Below are 19,468 nucleotides of genomic sequence, written 5' to 3' on the forward strand. Positions count from 1 at the left end.
GTTATAATATCGTCACATAATGCGTTGCCCGGCAATGCTCTACCTCCCGAATTCCGAGTAAATCAATGTCTGAATTGTCTTTTGCTGAACTGGGGCTTGATCCAGCCGTACTTGAAGCTGTATCTGCTATCGGCTATGAAACCCCAACGCCCATCCAGGCCCAGTGCATTCCAGCACTGCTCGCTGGCAAACATCTACTGGGCGTTGCCCAGACCGGCACGGGTAAAACCGCTGCCTTTGCACTACCGCTGTTAAGCCGGGTAGATGCATCTGTGACAGAACCTCAGATTCTGGTTCTGGCACCCACGCGAGAGCTGGCTATCCAGGTTGCTGAAGCCTTTACCTCTTATGCTGCGAAATTCCGTAACTTTCATGTTTTGCCTATCTATGGCGGCCAGGACTTTTATCCTCAGATCAAAGGCCTCAAGCGCGGCGCCCAGGTTATCGTTGGCACCCCTGGCCGCATGCTCGACCATCTTCGCAAAGGCACTCTGAGGCTGGGTAACCTGAAGGCTCTGGTACTGGACGAAGCTGATGAAATGCTGCGCATGGGCTTTATTGATGACGTAGAAGCCATTCTCTCCAAAACGCCAGAAAACTGTCAGCGTGCACTCTTCTCTGCCACCATGCCACCGCAAATCAAGAAGGTAGCTCAAACCTATCTGAACGATGCGGTTGAAGTGAAAATCGAAAGCGAAACCCGCACGGTTGACCGTATTGCCCAGTTTGTTCTGCCGGTTTATGCAGAGCGCAAACTGGACGCACTGACCCGCATTCTGGAAGTAGAGCCGATCGAAGGCGCGATTATCTTTGTGCGCACCAAGGCAGAAACCACTCTGCTGGCCGAGAAGCTCAGCGCCCGCGGTCACGCCGTGGCACCTCTGAATGGAGATCTGAACCAACGGCAGCGCGAGCAGACCGTTGAAGATCTGAAGCGCGGCAAGAAAGACATTATTGTTGCGACCGACGTTGCGGCCCGTGGTCTGGATGTACCCAGAATTACACACGTTATCAACTACGATGTGCCCTACGACACTGAAGCCTACATCCACCGGGTTGGTCGTACCGGTCGAGCCGGGCGAACAGGAAAAGCCATTCTGCTGGTAACTCCTCGTGAGCGAAGCTGGCTGCGCACCCTTGAGCGCGCTACCAACTCGCCCATGGTAGCCTACGAATTGCCTTCACCGGTTGAACTGAAAAAAATGCGTGAAGAGCAGTTTGAGTCCCAGCTTCTGAGCTACGCCGAAGACAAGAAGCTCGCTAAGTCCATGGCATTGCTCGACGAAATCGCCGAACGCAACGAAATGGATATTGCCATGGTTGCCGGTGCTCTTGCCTGCTGGATGGAAGCAATGCAACCCGGCTCACTGCCACTGGAGCAGCCGGAAGCCCTTCCGGTAGTATCTTCGGCTCCTCCCCGCCGTGATCGCAAGGGCGGACGCCCGGGTGAGTTCCGTAAGGGACCGCCAAAAGGTGGATATAAAGGACGTGGTGGCCCTGGCGGCGCCGGTGCTCGCGGCAAACCACCCGCCAAAGGTGGCAAGCGCCCTCCCCGTCAGTCAGACGCCAAGCGCTGATATACGACGAAGCTGTAGTCGTAAGGATTGTTATCGGACGCGGAGAAATCCTCCCGTCCGATTTCTTTCCACTCATCCCAGTTCACTTCCGGAAAATACGCATCACCATCCACTTCGGCATGCACCTGCGTGATGTAAATGCGATCTACCATGGGTAGCGCTTCTGTATAGATTTGCCCTCCCCCGATAATCATCACTTCATCGCCGCCATCCAGTTCAGCCTGTGCTTCTGCTTTTATCAGCGCCTCTTCCAGAGATTTGGCGGTAACCGTTCCTGTCGGCGCTTCACGCCCGGCATCCCGGGAAATCACCACGTTCATCCGGCCCGGCAGTGGCCTGCCAATGGAATCCCAGGTTTTCCTGCCCATTATGATGGGCTTGCCCATGGTGGCTTGTTTGAAGTACTTCAGGTCGCCCGGCAGATACCAGGGCAGTTTGTTATTTTTGCCGATTACCCGGTTTCGGGACATGGCTACTATGAGGGCTTTACGCATGCTGGTTCCTTTGACTCGGGGCTTTTTGCTTTGGGCTTCGCGGCTGCAAGGATGCAAAACGGCTCTCCAAAAACCGCTGTGAATACGTCCGTGTACGCTTGCGATCAAACGTCGCGCGAAGCTTGCCAGGTTTATATTGCTATGGGTGCTTTAATGCCTGGATAAGGGTCGTAGCCCTCGAATTCGAAGTCTTCCAGTTCGTAATCAAATATTGAGTCTGGCTTACGCTGGATAACCAGTTTCGGCAAAGCTTTTGGTTCACGCTTTAACTGTTCAAATACAATGTCCTCTGTCAGGTGGTTCTGATACAGATGGCAGTCGCCAAAGGTATGCACAAACTCACCGACTTCAAGGTCACACTGCTGGGCGATCATGTGGGTCAGCAACGCATAGGATGCAATGTTGAACGGCACTCCCAGAAACAGGTCGGCACTACGCTGGTACAACTGGCAGGAAAGCCTGCCATCAAGTACATAAAACTGGAAAAGGCAGTGGCAGGGAGCCAGGGCCATACGCCCTTCACGAACGTTGTCCTGGGGACCGACTGATTCGTCCGGAAGTTCCGCCGGATTCCAGGCAGAGACAATCAGACGACGGGAGTTTGGCTTGTTGCGAATCTGGTCAATAACCTCGCTGATCTGATCTACCACCCGGCCGTCCGGGCACTGCCAGCTACGCCATTGCTTCCCGTAAATAGGCCCCAGGTCACCATTCTCCAATGCCCACTCATTCCAGATGGAAACCTTTCGCTCTCTCAGCCAGCTATTATCCGTAGAGCCATTCAGAAACCAGAGTAACTCGTAAATAATGCTGCGCAGGTGCACTTTCTTGGTGGTCACCAACGGGAAGCCATTCTGAAGATCAAAGCGGATCTGACGCCCGAAAACAGAGCGGGTACCAACACCAGTGCGGTCGCCTTTATCGAATCCGTTATCGACTACATCCTGCATAAGATCGAGATAGGCCTTCATTCCGCATTTCTCCGGTAAGCAATAAACATCAAAACAACTCCGGCCAGAAGCATCGGGAAAGAAAGTACTTGCCCCATGGTTAGCCAGTCAAACGCCAGGTAGCCCAGTTGAGCATCCGGTTGGCGCACAAACTCCACCAGAAAACGGAAGATTCCATAGCAAATCAGGAACAATCCTGACACTGCCATTCTTGGACGCGGCCTGGAGGAAAACCACCAGAGGATAATAAAAAACAGTACGCCCTCAAGGGCAAATTGATATAGCTGGGACGGGTGTCGTGCCAAGGCGTCCGGAGCCTGCCGGAACACCATACCCCAAGGCAGGTCCGTGGGCTTGCCCCAAAGCTCTCCGTTAATAAAGTTACCAATTCGTCCGGCCCCAAGACCTACCGGCACCAGTGGCGCAACAAAATCAGCAAGGCGCCAGAACCCTGTGCCGATTTTGCGGCCGTACAACCACATGGCAAACATGACGCCAAGCAGCCCGCCATGGAAGGACATTCCACCTTCCCATACACGCAGGAGCCATAAGGGGTCCGCAAGAAAAACATCAAAGTTGTAGAAGATAACGTAACCAAAGCGCCCCCCCAGGATAACCCCAAGCGCCAGATAGAAAAGAAGATCGCCCATCTGTTCTTCTGTTATCGGGGAGCCCGGTTTGCGGGCGCGCAGGCGGCCCAGCCACCAGCCAGCAACAAAACCCACCAGGTAAGTCAGTCCATACCAGTGAATCTTTAATGGCCCGATAGCAATAGCTACCGGGTCTATCTGTGGATGCTGAAGCATCAAAAACCTCTCAGCTCAGAAGAAAACGAAGGCCAATCAATAAAAGCATAAGGGCAAATATACGCTTCAGCACCCTGGCATTAAGCCGGTGCGCCAGATTCGCCCCTACTCGTGCAAATACCACGCTGGTCATAATAATCCCGATCAGCGCAGGCAAATAAATAAAGCCAAGACTGTATTCCGGCAATGCAGGCTCGTGCCACCCTGTCCAGGCATTACCCATGGCGCCGGCCACAGCAATAGGTAACCCACACGCAGCAGAAGTACCAACCGCCTGCTGCATGCGGACGTTGCACCAGCTCAGGTAGGGTACGGTGAGAGTGCCACCGCCAATTCCGAAAATAGCCGAGGCCCAGCCTATCCCAGCCCCCGCCGCACCAAGGCTCGCCTTGCCTGGCAACTTCCTGCCGGGTGAGGGGTTTACATCGAGCAGCATTTTGAAACCCACAAGGATGACAAATATGCCGATGATCAGTTCCAGTGCTGACCCACTAAGTAACGAAGCTGTCCAGGCACCAATAAAAGCGCCAGCGACAATTCCAAAGATCATCGGACGAAAAATATCCCAACGTATCGCCCCGTGTTTATGATGCGAACGGATAGAGCTTACGGAGGTGAAAACAATGGTTGCCAGCGACGTACCAACAGCCATATGAGCCGCTATTTCCGGGCTGAAACCCTGCAGCCCGAAACTGAATATCAGCACCGGAACAATTATCAGGCCACCGCCGATACCAAACAGTCCAGCCAGGGTTCCGGCAAAGGCGCCAAGCGCCAGATAAACAGAAAATACGGACAACAGGGACATAGCTGCTCACACATCCGGGAAAACAAGGCTGGTATGATACACACCAGCAACAACTTCAAATACCCCTTTACCCGGGAGAACAGCCCTGCATGTGCCTGATCGCATTTTCTCTTGGCCAGAGCGCCCGTTTTCCGCTGGTCGTCGCCGCCAATCGGGATGAGTTTTTCCGTCGGCCCACTGCTCCTCTCGACTGGTGGACAACAGACTCCGGGAACCGGGTGCTTTCCGGCAGGGATCTGAAATCCGGTGGAACCTGGCTCGCAGTTTCTCCCAACGGCAGGGTTGCTGCCGTAACCAACGTAAGGGAAGGCACTCCCGAAGCCGGTCAGATAAGCCGCGGCGAACTCCCCCTGCGGGCGCTTACGGAGCCTGAGGCACAGCTTCAGACCAGCCTGACGAATACGGCCACGCGGTATGCCGGATTCAACCTCGTCAGCCTGGATGACACCGCAGGATGGTATTTCAGTAATCGCGATGCACACCCGGGCCGCGCTATTCATCGTGGGATATATGGCCTTAGCAACCATTTACTTCAGACGCCCTGGCCAAAACTGGTGCGCCTCAGAGAAGCTGTAGACCGCACCGTAAAGTCGGCAGGAAGCAGTTCCGGTGATCTGCACAGAGATCTCGCCCTGCTGCTACAGGACACGACGCCAGCACCAGACCACCTGCTGCCGGATACCGGCGTAAATCGTGATACCGAACGCTTTCTTTCATCACCGTTTATCACCGGAGCCGAATATGGCACCCGTGCAACAACGATCGTCAGCGTCTCGGACACAGGTGAAGTCAGGGTTACTGAACAGAGCTGGGCTCCCGAAGGCAGCCCTGAAGAATACCGGGAGTTCCACTGGCAGCGATAGAGCTCAGCCTCTGATATAATCCGCGAAATTCGTTCACCCGATCGGAGGGCAGCCGATGGCTGGTCAACAAGACACCACATCCATTGCCGATTTTGAAAAATCTCTTGATGAGCTGGAAATGCTGGTACGTAATCTGGAGCAGGGGGACTTGTCCCTCGAACAGTCGCTGACAGCCTTCGAACGTGGCGTAAAACTGACCAGGGCATGCCAGCAGGCGCTGAAAAGTGCCGAACAACGGGTTGAGCAACTGGTGCAGAACGACGACGGAACCCTGGAAACCCGCCCATTTTTGCCGGATGACGCCGACTGATGCACAACGGAAGCTCTCCTAAAGTGGATTTCCTGGAAACCTGTCGTACCCGCGTGGACGCGGAACTGTCTCATCGCATTGAATCCAGCTCCGCATCTGAACGGCTCCAGGAGGCTATGCGTTACAGCGTTCTGGGTGGCGGCAAACGTATTCGGCCAGCCTTGAGCCTCGCTGCTGCGAATGCTTTGGGGCTGAGTGATGATACCGCACTGGTTCCGGCCTGCGCCGTGGAACTGATCCACGCTTATTCTCTTGTGCATGACGACCTCCCGGCTATGGATAACGACGAGTTGCGCCGGGGCCGGCCAACAGCACATATCGCCTTTGATGAAGCTACCGCAATTCTGGCTGGCGATGCCCTGCAGGCACTGGCGTTTGAATGGCTGGCAGACGCCCCCGGCATCGAAGCATCCGCCCGGCTTGCAATGATCAAGGAACTTGCCCGGGCGAGTGGACATCACGGCATGGTGGGCGGCCAGGCGATTGACCTGGAGTCCGTTGGCAAAAGCCTGACCCTCGCCCAGCTCGAAAACATGCACAGGCATAAGACCGGAGCCCTGATTGAAGCCAGCGTCCGGATCGGAGCACTGGCCACTCCCGGAGTCAGTGAACATTCACTGAACGCACTGACAAGCTATGCCAAAGCCCTCGGACTGGCGTTTCAGGTTCAGGATGACCTCCTCGACATCGAAGGCGATACAGAAATCATCGGCAAACCCCAGGGTTCCGATATTGCCCGCTCCAAACCGACTTACCCTGCCCTGCTTGGGCTTGCGGGCGCAAGGGAGCACCTTGCCTCACTGCTCAGCAACGCCCTGGAAAGCCTTCAGGACTTCGGGCCGGAAGCCGATCCCCTGAGAGCCATGGCAGGTTACGTGGTAGAAAGAACTCATTGAGCTTTCACCTGACGCTTTCACTAAGTTCACCATTGAACCCGGGTGCCGCGAAAGCGCACACTGGCCAAGTACAATTTCGTAACATATGGCCCGACATGTGTGAAACAGGCACCCCTGTTCCCCTATAATGATGGCCAGTTACCGAACATCCCGGAAAAGACTCGAGTAGATGCAGGACACTTATATTTTCAAGGAAATCCCGTCACAGCGGCCAAACACACCGCTACTGGACAGGGTTGACGTACCCGCCCGGTTACGGGAGCTTCCGTCTGACCAGCTTGTCCAGCTTGCCAGAGAGTTGAGGGCGTTTTTGTTATGGACTGTCGGTCAGACCGGCGGACATTTCGGAGCCGGACTTGGAGTGCTGGAACTTACTGTGGCGCTGCACTACACCTTTAATACACCCGAAGACCGCCTCGTGTGGGATGTTGGCCATCAGGCCTATCCACACAAGATTCTCACTGGCCGCCGTGAACAAATGGGCAGTATACGCCGGAAAAACGGACTGGCCGGCTTTCCGAAACGCGCTGAAAGCGAATACGACACCTTCGGCGTAGGTCACTCCAGCACCTCCATCAGTGCAGCGCTGGGCATGGCTGTAGCTGCCCGTGAGCAGAACACGGGCCGCAAAAGTATTGCAGTGATCGGTGATGGTGCCATGACGGCGGGCATGGCCTTTGAAGCACTCAACCACGCCGGCCACCTGCACGCAGATATGCTGGTGATACTTAATGATAACGACATGTCGATATCCCGTAATGTCGGCGGCCTGTCCAACTATTTCGCCAAGCTGCTTTCAAGCCGCACCTATAACCAGGTTCGCGACAGCAGCAAGAAGGTACTTCAGGGCGCACCCAATCTGATGGCGCTCGCAAAGAAAACCGAAGAGCACTTCAAGGGCATGATTGCCCCAGGCACTCTGTTTGAGGAGCTGGGATTCAATTACATCGGTCCCATTGATGGCCATGACCTGCCCTTGCTGGTCGAGACCCTGGAAAATATCCGCGAGCTGGAAGGCCCACAGTTTTTGCATGTCGTCACAACCAAAGGCAAAGGCTTTGCTCCGGCTGAAGCGGATCCCATCGGCTACCACGCCATCAATAAAATTGAGCCGGTGCCACCCAGTAAACCGGAACCACTTAACCCCGCACCAACCAGACAGAAATACGCCAATGTGTTCGGACAATGGCTTTGTGATGCCGCAGAGCTGGATGAGCGGGTAAACGGCATTACGCCCGCTATGTGCGAAGGCTCAGACCTGCTGGCATTCTCAGAGCGTTTCCCGGATCGCTACTTTGACGTGGCCATTGCCGAGCAGCATGCAGTAACGCTTGCGGCGGGTATGGCCTGCGACGGCGCGAAGCCCGTAGTAGCGATTTACTCCACGTTTTTGCAACGGGCATACGATCAGTTGATACACGACGTAGCCATACAGAATCTGGATGTGCTGTTCGCCATCGACAGGGCGGGGCTGGTTGGCGAGGATGGCCCTACCCATGCCGGGGCCTTTGATATCAGCTACCTCCGCTGCATTCCGAACATGGTGCTGATGACACCGTCCGATGAAAACGAAACCCGTCAGCTGCTGCATACCGGCTTGCTGTTTGAAGGGCCGGCGGCCGTGCGGTATCCAAGAGGAAACGGGCCGGGAGCAGAAATCCGGAAAGAGCTTACCCCCCTGGAAATCGGCAAGGGGCACAAGGTTCGGGAAGGCAGCAGCATCGCCATTCTCAACTTTGGCACACTGCTCACACAAGCTCTGGAGGCTGCAGAAAAACTGGGGGCGACGGTGGCCGACATGCGCTTCGTAAAACCCCTGGACACGACATTGATTCTCGAGCTTGCAGAACAGCATGATCTGCTGGTTACCCTGGAAGAGAACACCATCGCCGGCGGCGCAGGAAGCGCTGTCACCGAGTTCCTGAACAGCCAGGAAATTTCCATGCCGGTGCTTCAGCTTGGATTACCAGACACCTTTATTGATCACGGTAAACACGAAGAATTACTCAAGGACTGCGGACTGGACGCCCAGGGCATCTTCTCTGCCATAAATGCCCGCATGGAGCGGCTGCAACATCAGAGGCTCAAAGCAGTCAAATAGAAACACGCCCCGATGCTCTGACCTGAAAACAGCCCTGATGTAAAAAGCCCGCTTCTGCGGGCTTTTTCATATCTTCCTATCCGGCAGACAGGCGGTATTTACACCTGAGGGTCATCATCCTGATGGGTTTCCAGCCAGTGCCCGAGTTTACTCTGTTTAGTATTCAGGTAATGCTCATTATGGGGGTTGCGGCCCACTTGCAGAGGAACGCGTTCCGTAATCTCAATACCATAAGAGGTCAGCGCCTTCACCTTGCGCGGATTGTTGGTCATCAGGCGCAGGCTTTTAATACCCAGGTGCTCCAACATGTCCTTGCACATACCGTAGTCGCGCAGGTCTGCCGCAAATCCAAGGCGCTCATTCGCCTCCACGGTGTCCGCACCCTGATCCTGAAGGTGGTAAGCACGAATCTTGTTAAGAAGGCCAATACCCCTGCCTTCCTGGCGCAGATACATAAGAATACCGCGGCCCTCCCGGGCAATGCTGCGCAAAGCCTCTTCAAGCTGGTAACCGCAGTCACAGCGCATACTGTAGAGGGCATCGCCCGTAAGGCATTCCGAATGCGTGCGGGCCAGCATGGGGCCGTCGGCATCCAGAGGACCCAAAGTCAGAGCAATGTGTTCTTTTCCCGTGTCCAGCTCTTCAAAACCGTGCATATCGAAAACCCCAAATGGGGTCGGCAACCGGCAGGTCTGGATGTAACGAACAGCCACAGTCTTTCCTCGTGGTTCAGTAAATCGGGGCGCGCATTCTACCATGAGGCGACCACAAGGCGTAATTCCCGTGTACCTGTCGCAATAAAAATGGCACTGAATACGATCAAAGCGTTGAAACCGGCGGAGCTTGCGAGCAAGGCCAGCACGCGGATCTGAAATCAGCGGCTGTCGGCAGTCCAGTGTCCGCTACGCCCGCCTTTTTTCTCAAGCAGGCGTACTGATCCTATTTCCATTCCTTTATCCACTGCCTTGCACATGTCATAGAGAGTCAATGCTGCCACGCTGGCAGCGGTCAGCGCTTCCATCTCTACACCGGTCCGGCCTGACAGCTTGCAGCGGGTGAGTATGTGAACGGACGCACCATCTGCGCCAGGAGTGAGTTCAACCTTAACCGAGGTGAGATTCAGAGCATGGCATAGTGGAATCAGATCGTGTGTTCTCTTCGCTGCCATAATCCCGGCAATACGTGCGACAGCCAGCACATCCCCTTTTGGATGTTCCCCTTCGGTGATCATTCGCAGCGTTTCATCCGCCATGTGAATCGTTGCTTCGGCGCGGGCTTCACGTTCCGTTACGGCTTTATCCGTAACGTCCACCATACGGGCCTCACCTTTGTCATCAAGATGGGTCAATTTACTCACAACGCCTCCCGGGATACAGATTTGAATAAATCGCCGTATAACCAGCGATATAAAGGAAAGCTCAGCCGGCGAGCATATCAGAAATACGCTTAACCAAGGCCGGGGCCTCCTCAGTTTTGTGACCACCAATAGCGGATTCCGGCGATACCCTGCCCTCCCGCCTGCCTTGCCTGATCAAGATCCGACAGATCAAGACCACCCAGACCAAAAACCGGGATCGTCGCACGGGAAACCAGTTCACGAAACCGGGCCCAGCCTATGGCCGGTGTACCTGGGTGAGTTGCTGTAGGTTTTACCGGCCCCAGGGTCACATAATCGGCGCCGATAGCAACCGCATGGTCTATCTGAACGGCATCATGACAGGAAACTCCAAGCCACACGCCATCGGGCACGGGCCTGACGTCAAGCTTTTCCGCTTCGCGCCAGGGCAGATGCAGCCCCGCCGCCCCCAAACTATCATCAAATACTGCTGGCGACCCATGCAGAACGAGGCCGGCACCAGCAGACTCACAAGCGTCTGAAGCTGCCCCTGCAAGGAGGCGATAATCTTCCACCGCCATACAGGGAGCACGCAATAATACCAGTCGGGGGCTCGCGCCCTTCAGCGGCTCACCCAGTGCCCTGCGAAGCTGCCGGATTCCAGTATCACCGGTATCAATATCTCCGGTTACAGCAAGCAGGGAAGGCAGTCTCAATGCACGGATAATCGGCCGGTTAGCCACTGGAAAGTCGTGATCTTTCAGGTCTTCAGGGCGCATCCAGTTCACAGGCTGCCCCTCACGGCCAAAGGCCTCACCCTCAGCCCGGTCTGTCCTCCAGACATCAAGAAAAACACGCTTATCGCCGTAATCATGACGGATACCAATCACAGGCTGGAGTGTATCCGGCGGTATCTTTAATCCGGTCTCCTCAAAAATTTCCCGGACAAGCGCGGCCTGTACCGTTTCGCCCGCCTCAACCTTACCCCCTGGAAACTCCAGCAGGCCACCCTGATGGACATGGTCCGGCCGGCGAGCAATCAATATACGCCCTGCCCGGGCGATGACGCCAACTGCTACGTGAACTTCACGGATGGCTGTGCCTGTACCTGACATACTTAACTACGGTAGTCAGCATTTATGGAGACATAATCGTGAGAGAAATCACAAGTCCAGACCGTCTCGCTGATATCTCCCCGCTTGAGATCGATCGCGATAGTGATTTCTTCCTGATCCATAACTGCCTGCCCCCGCTCTTCAGAGTAATCCTCCGCACGGCCTCCACCCCTCACTAGACATACGTCTCCGAGATAGATTTCCAGCGCATTAACGTCCAGGCCGTCAACCCCTGCCCGCCCAACAGCCGCCAGAATTCTCCCCCAGTTGGGATCCGAAGCAAACAGTGCCGTTTTCACCAGCGGTGAATGGGCTACGGTATAGGCTACATCCAGTGCTTCTTTCCCGGTGGCAGCGCCGCTCACGCGAATAGTGACAAATTTGGTTGCGCCTTCTCCATCACGCACGATGGCATGGGCAAGGTTCAGGTAGACCCTCTTCAACGCATCCCGTAGCGTCGGCAACAGTGGACTATCCAGAGTAATCTCCGGGCCACCGTACCGGCCGCTGGCTATCAGCATACAGGCGTCGTTAGTAGATGTGTCCCCATCAATAGTGATGCGGTTGAATGACTGCTCCCCAAGCTCCAGTGCCAGCGCCTGCAATGCGTCTTGCGCAATCTGGGCGTCGGTGGCAATAAAGCCCAGCATAGTGGCCATATTAGGGCGGATCATGCCAGCCCCCTTACTGATACCGGAAATGGTGACAATATGGCCATCCAGATCAACCTGAACCGACTCGCCCTTAGGGCGTGTGTCGGTCGTCATTATTCCGGAGGCCGCTTCAGCCCAGCGGTTATCTGCCATGCTGGCCAGAGCCCCGGGCAGCGCATCCAGAATTTTCCGGACCGGTAAAGGCTCTCCTATTACACCGGTCGAAAACGGCAGTACCTCGGCGGCACTGACACCTGCATGCTGACCCAACTCCTCACAACACGCCAGTGCATCTCTCATGCCTCGCTCGCCTGTGCCTGCATTGGCATTACCCGTATTGATCAGCAAATAACGCGGCGCCGTCTCTGCCATATGTTTCCGACTAAGGGTCACTGGAGCAGCGCAGAACTGGTTAGTGGTAAACAGCCCTGATACGCGACTTCCCGGTGCCAGCTCAAACACTACTATGTCTTTGCGCCCGGGAGTTTTGATACCGGCGCTGGCTATACCCAGCCTGACACCTGCTACCGAAAAGAATTCGGGTAAGGTTCCTGGTCCAACCGCCATCTTGCGACTCCTTCTGAAACTTGCTCTGAATTGAATATGCCTGAAAACGAAAAACCCGCAGTCTTCCAGTCAACTGGTCGATTGCGGGCTCCGTACTTTAGTCTTTCCAGTGAGAGTTGGTCAGTTCACCTTTCCACAACACTGCTTGTACTTTTTGCCAGATCCGCATGGGCAGGGCTCGTTACGCCCCACCTTGCGCTCCTGTCGCACGAAGGTGTCAGGCGTCGTCTGCACGGAGTCACCTGCGCCCCCTCGCTCAGCATCACCCTGTGCTGCAGCACTGGTCTCATCGTGGCGCAAGCGTGCTTTAGCCAACTCCAGCTCCAGCTCTTCCTTGCGGCGGCGCTCAACCTCTTCCATTTCCTCACGGCTCTGGACCCGAACGTGGCAAAGCACACGAGTTACATCACGTTTCATGTTTTCAAGCATGCTCTCAAACAGGTTAAACGCTTCCCTCTTGTACTCCTGTTTGGGGTTTTTCTGAGCGTAACCGCGCAGGTGGATACCGCGACGCAGGTGATCCATGTTGGAAAGGTGTTCTTTCCACAAGGTATCCAGAACCTGCAGAAACACCTGCTTCTCAAATTTGCGCATGGATTCTGCGCCAGCCACTTCTTCCTTGGCACGGTAAGCAGTAACAATTTCGTCCAGGATTTTCTGGCGCAGGTTGTCTTCGAAAAGCTTCTTGTCTTCTTCCAGCCAGGCCTGGATTGGCAGGTCGACTCCCATTTCCGACTGCAACTGGGCTTCAAGACCAGCCACGTCCCACTGTTCAGGCATGCTCTGAGGCGGAATATGCTCGCTGATCAGTACATCAACAACGTCCTCACGAATGGTATCAACCATCTCCGAGACATCATCAGATGACATCACCTCATTACGCTGCTCATAGATAACCGTACGCTGGTCATTCGCTACATCGTCGTATTCAAGAAGCGTTTTACGCATATCGAAGTTGCGACCTTCAACCTTGCGCTGGGATTTCTCAATGGCGTTGGTGACCATACGGTGCTCAATCGCCTCTCCCTTCTTCATGCCCATGGCCTGCATCAGGCTCTTGACCCGATCTGGCGCGAAGATGCGCATAAGATTGTCTTCCAGCGACAGGAAGAAACGGGAAGAACCCGGATCACCCTGACGGCCAGCACGGCCGCGCAACTGGTTATCTATACGACGGGATTCATGGCGTTCGGTACCAACAATATGCAAGCCACCCGCTTCAAGCACCTGATTATGGCGCTCCGTCCATTCAGCCTTGATGCGAGCGACCTCTTCCTCTGAAGGATTCTCCAGAAGGGCAACTTCATGCTCCCAGTTACCGCCCAGCACGATATCCGTACCCCGGCCAGCCATATTGGTGGCAATGGTAACGGCTCCGGGACGACCCGCCTGAGCAATAATCTGGGCTTCTGATTCGTGCTGCTTGGCGTTGAGTATCTTGTGTTCGATACGCGCCTTTTTCAGCAGCATCGAAAGCAGCTCCGAAGCTTCAATAGAGGCCGTGCCCACCAGAATGGGGCGCCCCTCACCTGTCACATCCTTGATTTCATCAATGATGGCGTGGAACTTTTCTTCCTGAGTCAGGTAAACGAGGTCGTTGTAATCGATGCGCTGAATTGCCTTGTTCGGCGGAATCACCACCACGTCAAGTGCATAAATCTGACGGAACTCAAAAGCTTCGGTATCAGCAGTACCAGTCATGCCGGCAAGTTTGTCGTATAACCGGAAATAGTTCTGGAAAGTAGTTGAGGCCAGGGTCTGGCTCTCGGCCTGAATTTTGAGCCCTTCTTTGGCCTCAATCGCCTGATGCAGACCTTCACTCCAGCGCCGCCCCGGCATGGTACGGCCCGTGTGCTCATCAACAATGACAACCTGTCCACCCTGAACGATATAGTCTACATCTTTCTGGAAAAGGTGGTGCGCACGCAACGCTGAATGTACATGGTGCAGCAAGCTGAGGTTGGCAGCGGAATACAGACTTTCGCCCTCTTCCAGCAACTGACGGCCAAGCAGCAGTTCTTCAACCCGCTCATGGCCAGCCTCCGTCAGCTCAACCTGACGGGACTTTTCATCAATGGTGAAGTCACCAGAGGGCTCACCCTCTTCACTTTCCTCACCTTGTACCAGATTTGGAATCAGCTCATTAATAGCCAGGTATGCCTTTGAGCTGTCCTCTGCGGCACCGGAAATGATCAGAGGCGTCCGCGCTTCGTCGATCAGAATGGAGTCAACTTCGTCAACGATCGCGTAGTTTAGACCGCGCTGCACCTTGTCAGCGGTGCTAAAGGCCATATTATCCCGCAGGTAATCGAAGCCGAATTCGTTGTTGGTACCGTAGGTGATATCCGCCTGATAAGCCGCACGCTTCTCCTCCGGAGCCTGACCTGCAACCACCACACCTACCTGCATGCCAAGGAAGCGGTATAATTTACCCATCCACTCCGCATCACGACTCGCCAGATAATCATTCACGGTTACTACGTGAACGCCTTTACCCGGCAGGGCATTGAGATAAACGGCAGCGGTAGCGACCAGCGTCTTACCTTCACCAGTCTTCATCTCCGCAATCCGACCCTCGTGCAGGGTAATACCACCAATCAACTGAACATCGTAGTGGCGCATGCCCATAACGCGACGCCCTGCTTCGCGAACTGTCGCAAAAGCCTCGGGAAGCAACGCATCAAGGCTTTCACCTTCATCGAGTCGACGACGAAACTCTGCCGTTTTGCCCTGCAACTCGGAGTCCGTCAGATTGCCAAACTGCTCTTCAAGCTCGTTAACGCGCATGGCGATCTTGCGCATTCTCTTGATTTCTCGGGCATTTTTACTGCCGAACATCTTGGTTGCAAACTTTGAGAACATAGACCACTACTTCTTTAATTAATCGGAGGAAGCCGGCATTCTAACCTTATTTTGTAACAGTACAAAAGGCAGGGCTCACATAGCCAGAGGTAATGCGGCTATCCAATATGAAATACCGCGGACTGACAAACGTGATGGGCAGGCGGGAACAAGGTGAACGTCGGGGGAAGCCCGAAATTCTAACGACTGGCTCTCTTGATATAGGTTTCCGGATTCTCACTTTTTCCATTACGAATAACTTCAAAATGGACGTGAGGCCCTGTAGAGCGACCGGTGCTACCCATTAAAGCCAGTACTTGCCCTTTCTGGATTACATCCCCAACGCTCACCTTGATCATTTTGCAGTGAGCGTAGCGGGTTACCAGGCCATCACCATGATCAACCTCTACCAGATTACCATAACCATGGCGTTCACCTGCGTATGATACAACCCCACCGGCTACAGAAATAATATCACTGCCTTCCTTGCCCGCAAGATCAACACCCGCATGCCATGTACGCTTCCCGGTAAACGGGTCGGAACGGTAACCATAACGTGAAGATAGCCAGCCCCAGGTTATAGGGCGGCCTTCGAGATAGAGCTCATCTTCCAGCTTCTGACGCGAGGAAACCTGATCCAGAAGCCGCAGCTGCTGTTCACGATCCTGCATTTTGCGCTCAAGCTCATCGATCATCCGGGTCAGGTCGGGTGTCGAAAAGGAATCAGCAGAAAGGGCGTCCTCTGGGCCACCAACAGCGGCCGGCTGATTGAAATCGAATTCGTCACTCGCAACCAGACCGGATTCCACAAAACGCTGACCCAGCGCATCAAGACGCAACAACCTGCCCTGAATTTCACCGAGCCGCAGTGTCAGTGCATCTACCTGGAACTGTACATTTTGCTGTAGCCCGGCCAGTTCTTCTTTCTGTTCGCCAAGCCTGCGTTGCCATTCAGCTACCAGCTCGGAATCAGAAGGTTCCCTGGCTTCCGCCTGCTCAAGGGCGACGCTGTACCCAACCCAGGCTGTGGCAATAAGCAGAGCAACTACAAAAGCTGCCAGAAAAAAAGCAACTGTGCCGTTCAGGGCGAGCACACGAGAAGCTCCGTGGCTCTTGCCAACTAGAATGATATTCATATTGTCTTCTGGTTTCATCGATGAGCTGCAACTGCGTCCTGTAGTATTGCAGCCTGAAGTGTTCAGAGTGGGTCTGCCATCCATAGCAACAACTACGTACTGACAAATCGCAGCGCCCAGTAGACATACTCTTTCATAACAAGGTAAAACAAGAGCAGGGCTGGCTCCACGCGAAAAACGTACAGAAGTGTAACCAATCGTTATCACAGCCGTCGAGAAGAAAACACGTCATGAAACGGAAAAGTGAACAAAAAATAACCTTTGACAACCTGCGCGGAACCCCTGTTTTGCGCGAACTTGTGGCAAAGGCCCATACTCACCGCCTGGCGGAAGAGCAGGTAATGGCGTCTTTACCGCCAACGCTGGTTTCGGGTACCCGGTTTATCTGTTGCCTTGACGGGGAATTGACGATCTCGGCGGATAGTGCCGGGAAAGCCAGCCAGATTCGCTTCCGCCAGCATGAGATCATGGAAAAACTTCGTGAGAACGAGTTGTTCCGGTTTGTATGGAAACTAAAAGTGAAAGTAGCCCCGCCGCGGTTTAACGAAAAGCCGCCGGCAAAAAAAATACCTTTGAGCAAAGAAAATGCCCGGCTCCTCAAAGAGGAAGCCGGGCACACGAAGGATAAAAAACTACGCGAGGTTCTCGAAAAACTCGCAAGCCACGTCCGCGATTAAGGCATCCAGCCTTAAGCAGGAACCGCCAGCACAGGCTTCATGTAGGAAATAGGTGCGGTTTCTTCGTTAACGAAGGTAACCACTTCCCATGCGTCCTCTTCCGCCTTGAGCTTGCGCAGCAGCTTATTATTCAGATCGTGCCCGGACTTGATGCCACGGAATTCGCCAATCAGACTGTTACCCAGAAGGTACAGATCCCCGATCGCATCCAGTACTTTGTGCTTGACGAACTCGTCCTCGTAACGAAGACCGTCTTCGTTCAGAATCTTGTAGTCGTCGACCACAATAGCGTTGTCTACACTACCACCCAATGCCAGATTCATCGCCCGCAGCTTTTCAATATCACGCATGAACCCGAAGGTTCGTGCACGACTCACTTCTTTCACAAAAGATGTGCTTGAAAAATCAACAGTCGCCGTTTGAGCACGCCCTTTGAACACAGGGTGATCAAAGTCGATACCAAAGCTCACTTTGAAGCCTTCGAACGGCAGGAACGTAGCTTTTTTATCGCCTTCTTCAAGCGTTACTTCACGCTTGATGCGAATAAACCGCTTGGCAGCATCCTGCTCGGCAATACCGGCAGATTGAAGCAGGAAGACGAACGGGCCGGCAGAGCCGTCCATAATCGGCACTTCCGGAGCGCTCAGTTCAACATAGCAGTTATCGATACCGAGACCAGCCATAGCCGACAGCAGATGCTCAACTGTTGCTACACGGACACCGTCTTTTACCAGCGTCGTGGACAGCATGGTCTCACCCACATTTTCAGCGCAAGCAAGGATCTCAACTGCAGGATCAAGATCTGTGCGCCGGAAAATGATTCCCGAATCTACCGGAGCTGGCTTGAGGGTAAGGTATACCTTTTCCCCTGAGTGCAGCCCGATCCCGGTAGCACGGATCGTGTTTTTTAGTGTCCGTTGTCTGATCATCGGTTCGTTATTCCGTAAAAAATGGCGATATTCAAAGCAAAAATCTGGGCGCAGAGTATCAAAAAACACGACTGATTACTATTTGCCCAACCTTATATTGCCTGAAATTTATGCAATAACAGCCATTGGTTGTGAGTACTTCAGTATCCGGTTCCGTAATCCAGGTTTAAATATACCTACCCGCACCGGATTGTATTTGCAATATATTATCAGTCAGCCTGCCTGCGAAGGAATGCGGGAATATCGAGATAGTCGACTCCCTGCTCTTCGCTTTCCTTACTCTGATCAACCGCCACGTTGCCGTGAGATACTGCACGACGACGCAGGATTGCCGGACGATCCAGCTGATTGTAATCCGTTGTGCCATCCAGAGTACGGGTGTTATCGACCACTTTGGTCGGCTTTTCCCGATCACCGCCAAGCCCTGTAGCAACAACAGTCACCTTCAGTTCGTCGGTCATTTCCGGATCGATGACGGTACCAACAACAACCGTGGCAGAATCAGATGCGAACTCACGCACAATATCGCCAACTTCGGAGAATTCGCCCAGGTTCAGATCCATGCCAGCGGTAATGTTGACCAGAATCCCCTTGGCACCCTGCAGGTTTACATCTTCCAGCAGAGGACTGCGGATAGCAGCTTCTGCAGCTTCTCGCGCACGGTTCTCGCCTGTGGCGCGAGCTGTACCCATCATTGCCATACCCATTTCAGACATGACCGTCTTCACATCAGCAAAGTCGACGTTGATCATACCGTTACGGGTAATCAGATCAGCGATACCCTGAACTGCCCCTAGCAGAACATCGTTTGCCGCAGCGAAGGCATCCAGCAGACTGGTTTTCTTTCCCAGAACAGCGAGCAGTTTTTCGTTTGGAATCGTAATCAGGGAGTCAACACTCTCCTCCAGCTCCTTGAGCCCCGATTCCGCAATACTCATCCGCTTGCCACCTTCGAAATTGAAAGGTTTGGTCACCACGGCAACGGTCAGTATGCCCAGCTCCCGGGCAACTTCGGCAACTACGGGTGCTGCACCCGTACCCGTACCGCCCCCCATACCAGCAGTGATAAACACCATATCGGCGCCTTTTATAGCTTCAGCAATACGGTCACGATCTTCCAGAGCTGACTGACGCCCTACCTCAGGGTTAGCGCCTGCACCCAGTCCTTTGGTGATGTTGCCGCCCAGCTGAATGATCTGGCGCGCGTCCATATCAGTCAGTGCCTGAGCATCTGTGTTGGCACAGATAAACTCAACACCTTCAATATCACTGTTCAGCATGTGGCGCACAGCGTTACCGCCGCCGCCGCCAACACCAACTACTTTAATGACTGCGTTTTGTTGGACATTATCGACAAGTTCAAACATTCCCCTTCTCCTTCGTGCTGTTTTCAGCCTTGTTCCAGGCTG

The 19,468-nt window shown here is 54.2% G+C and carries 17 protein-coding genes and 1 pseudogene; 6 read left to right on the forward strand and 12 right to left on the reverse strand.

Annotated elements, in window-relative coordinates; genetic code table 11:
* Positions 1–65 precede the first annotated feature (65 nt).
* On the forward strand, positions 66–1,577 hold the full coding sequence (locus tag CPA50_RS15800) for a DEAD/DEAH box helicase (RefSeq protein WP_096783478.1): 1,512 nt from the start codon (positions 66–68) through the stop codon (positions 1,575–1,577).
* Here CPA50_RS15800 and CPA50_RS15805 read toward each other — a convergent pair.
* The 4 genes from CPA50_RS15805 to CPA50_RS15820 form a co-directional block, all read right to left on the reverse strand.
* Positions 1,556–2,071: a dihydrofolate reductase gene (locus CPA50_RS15805; RefSeq protein WP_096783479.1), complete on the reverse strand. Its 516-nt coding sequence runs from the start codon at positions 2,069–2,071 to the stop codon at positions 1,556–1,558. The genes CPA50_RS15800 and CPA50_RS15805 overlap by 22 nt on opposite strands.
* Positions 2,072–2,202: 131 nt before the next feature.
* Complete coding sequence (locus CPA50_RS15810) at positions 2,203–3,042, reverse strand: thymidylate synthase (protein WP_096783480.1); 840 nt, start codon at positions 3,040–3,042, stop codon at positions 2,203–2,205.
* Positions 3,039–3,827, reverse strand: coding sequence for a prolipoprotein diacylglyceryl transferase (gene lgt, locus CPA50_RS15815; RefSeq protein ID WP_096783481.1), 789 nt, complete (start codon positions 3,825–3,827; stop codon positions 3,039–3,041). The genes CPA50_RS15810 and lgt overlap by 4 nt, the downstream gene beginning before the upstream one ends.
* Before the next feature lie 10 nt (positions 3,828–3,837).
* Positions 3,838–4,635 carry a sulfite exporter TauE/SafE family protein gene (locus CPA50_RS15820; protein WP_096783482.1) on the reverse strand — a complete coding sequence of 266 codons (798 nt, stop codon included), beginning with the start codon at positions 4,633–4,635 and terminating at the stop codon, positions 3,838–3,840.
* 89 nt (positions 4,636–4,724) lie between these two features.
* On the opposite strand from CPA50_RS15820, the gene CPA50_RS15825 reads away from it, so the two are divergent.
* The 4 genes from CPA50_RS15825 (at position 4,725) to dxs (ending at position 8,805) form a co-directional block, all read left to right on the forward strand.
* Positions 4,725–5,498, forward strand: a complete 774-nt coding sequence (locus CPA50_RS15825; RefSeq protein WP_096783483.1) for an NRDE family protein — start codon at positions 4,725–4,727, stop codon at positions 5,496–5,498.
* Positions 5,499–5,553: 55 nt separating this feature from the next.
* On the forward strand, positions 5,554–5,808 hold the full coding sequence (locus tag CPA50_RS15830; protein ID WP_096783484.1) for an exodeoxyribonuclease VII small subunit: 255 nt from the start codon (positions 5,554–5,556) through the stop codon (positions 5,806–5,808).
* On the forward strand, positions 5,808–6,704 hold the full coding sequence (ispA, locus tag CPA50_RS15835; protein ID WP_096783485.1) for a (2E,6E)-farnesyl diphosphate synthase: 897 nt from the start codon (positions 5,808–5,810) through the stop codon (positions 6,702–6,704). Before CPA50_RS15830 ends, ispA begins: the two co-directional genes overlap by 1 nt.
* Before the next feature lie 169 nt (positions 6,705–6,873).
* Entirely contained in the window at positions 6,874–8,805 is a 1,932-nt protein-coding gene (gene dxs, locus CPA50_RS15840) for a 1-deoxy-D-xylulose-5-phosphate synthase (RefSeq protein ID WP_096783486.1), read from the forward strand.
* Between the two features lie 98 nt (positions 8,806–8,903).
* Here dxs and ribA read toward each other — a convergent pair whose 3' ends face one another.
* The 6 genes from ribA to CPA50_RS15870 form a co-directional block, all read right to left on the reverse strand.
* A complete protein-coding gene (ribA, locus tag CPA50_RS15845) occupies positions 8,904–9,518 on the reverse strand; it encodes a GTP cyclohydrolase II (RefSeq protein WP_096783487.1) in 615 nt (204 codons plus the stop codon).
* Positions 9,519–9,679: 161 nt separating this feature from the next.
* Entirely contained in the window at positions 9,680–10,162 is a 483-nt protein-coding gene (gene moaC, locus CPA50_RS15850) for a cyclic pyranopterin monophosphate synthase MoaC (protein ID WP_096783488.1), read from the reverse strand.
* Positions 10,163–10,272: 110 nt separating this feature from the next.
* Positions 10,273–11,256 carry a Nudix family hydrolase gene (locus CPA50_RS15855; protein WP_096783489.1) on the reverse strand — a complete coding sequence of 328 codons (984 nt, stop codon included), beginning with the start codon at positions 11,254–11,256 and terminating at the stop codon, positions 10,273–10,275.
* Between the two features lie 2 nt (positions 11,257–11,258).
* Complete coding sequence (argJ, locus tag CPA50_RS15860; protein ID WP_096783490.1) at positions 11,259–12,476, reverse strand: bifunctional glutamate N-acetyltransferase/amino-acid acetyltransferase ArgJ; 1,218 nt, start codon at positions 12,474–12,476, stop codon at positions 11,259–11,261.
* Positions 12,477–12,596: 120 nt separating this feature from the next.
* Complete coding sequence (gene secA / locus CPA50_RS15865; RefSeq protein WP_096783491.1) at positions 12,597–15,338, reverse strand: preprotein translocase subunit SecA; 2,742 nt, start codon at positions 15,336–15,338, stop codon at positions 12,597–12,599.
* A 179-nt stretch (positions 15,339–15,517) separates the two neighbouring features.
* Positions 15,518–16,471, reverse strand: coding sequence for a M23 family metallopeptidase (locus CPA50_RS15870; protein ID WP_096783492.1), 954 nt, complete (start codon positions 16,469–16,471; stop codon positions 15,518–15,520).
* 212 nt (positions 16,472–16,683) lie between these two features.
* On the opposite strand from CPA50_RS15870, the gene CPA50_RS15875 reads away from it, so the two are divergent.
* Positions 16,684–17,130 (forward strand): DciA family protein, encoded by a 447-nt coding sequence (locus CPA50_RS15875; protein ID WP_096783493.1) that lies wholly within the window; start codon positions 16,684–16,686, stop codon positions 17,128–17,130.
* A gap of 11 nt (positions 17,131–17,141) precedes the next feature.
* On the opposite strand, the gene lpxC is transcribed toward CPA50_RS15875, so the two are convergent.
* Positions 17,142–18,059: a UDP-3-O-acyl-N-acetylglucosamine deacetylase gene (gene lpxC, locus CPA50_RS15880; protein WP_096783494.1), complete on the reverse strand. Its 918-nt coding sequence runs from the start codon at positions 18,057–18,059 to the stop codon at positions 17,142–17,144.
* Positions 18,060–18,384: 325 nt separating this feature from the next.
* Positions 18,385–19,426 (reverse strand): annotated as a pseudogene (gene ftsZ, locus CPA50_RS15885) (cell division protein FtsZ); the annotation flags it as partial.
* Positions 19,427–19,468: the final 42 nt, after the last annotated feature.

Origin of the sequence: Marinobacter sp. ANT_B65 (assembly GCF_002407605.1) — a bacterium.
Lineage (GTDB): Bacteria > Pseudomonadota > Gammaproteobacteria > Pseudomonadales > Oleiphilaceae > Marinobacter.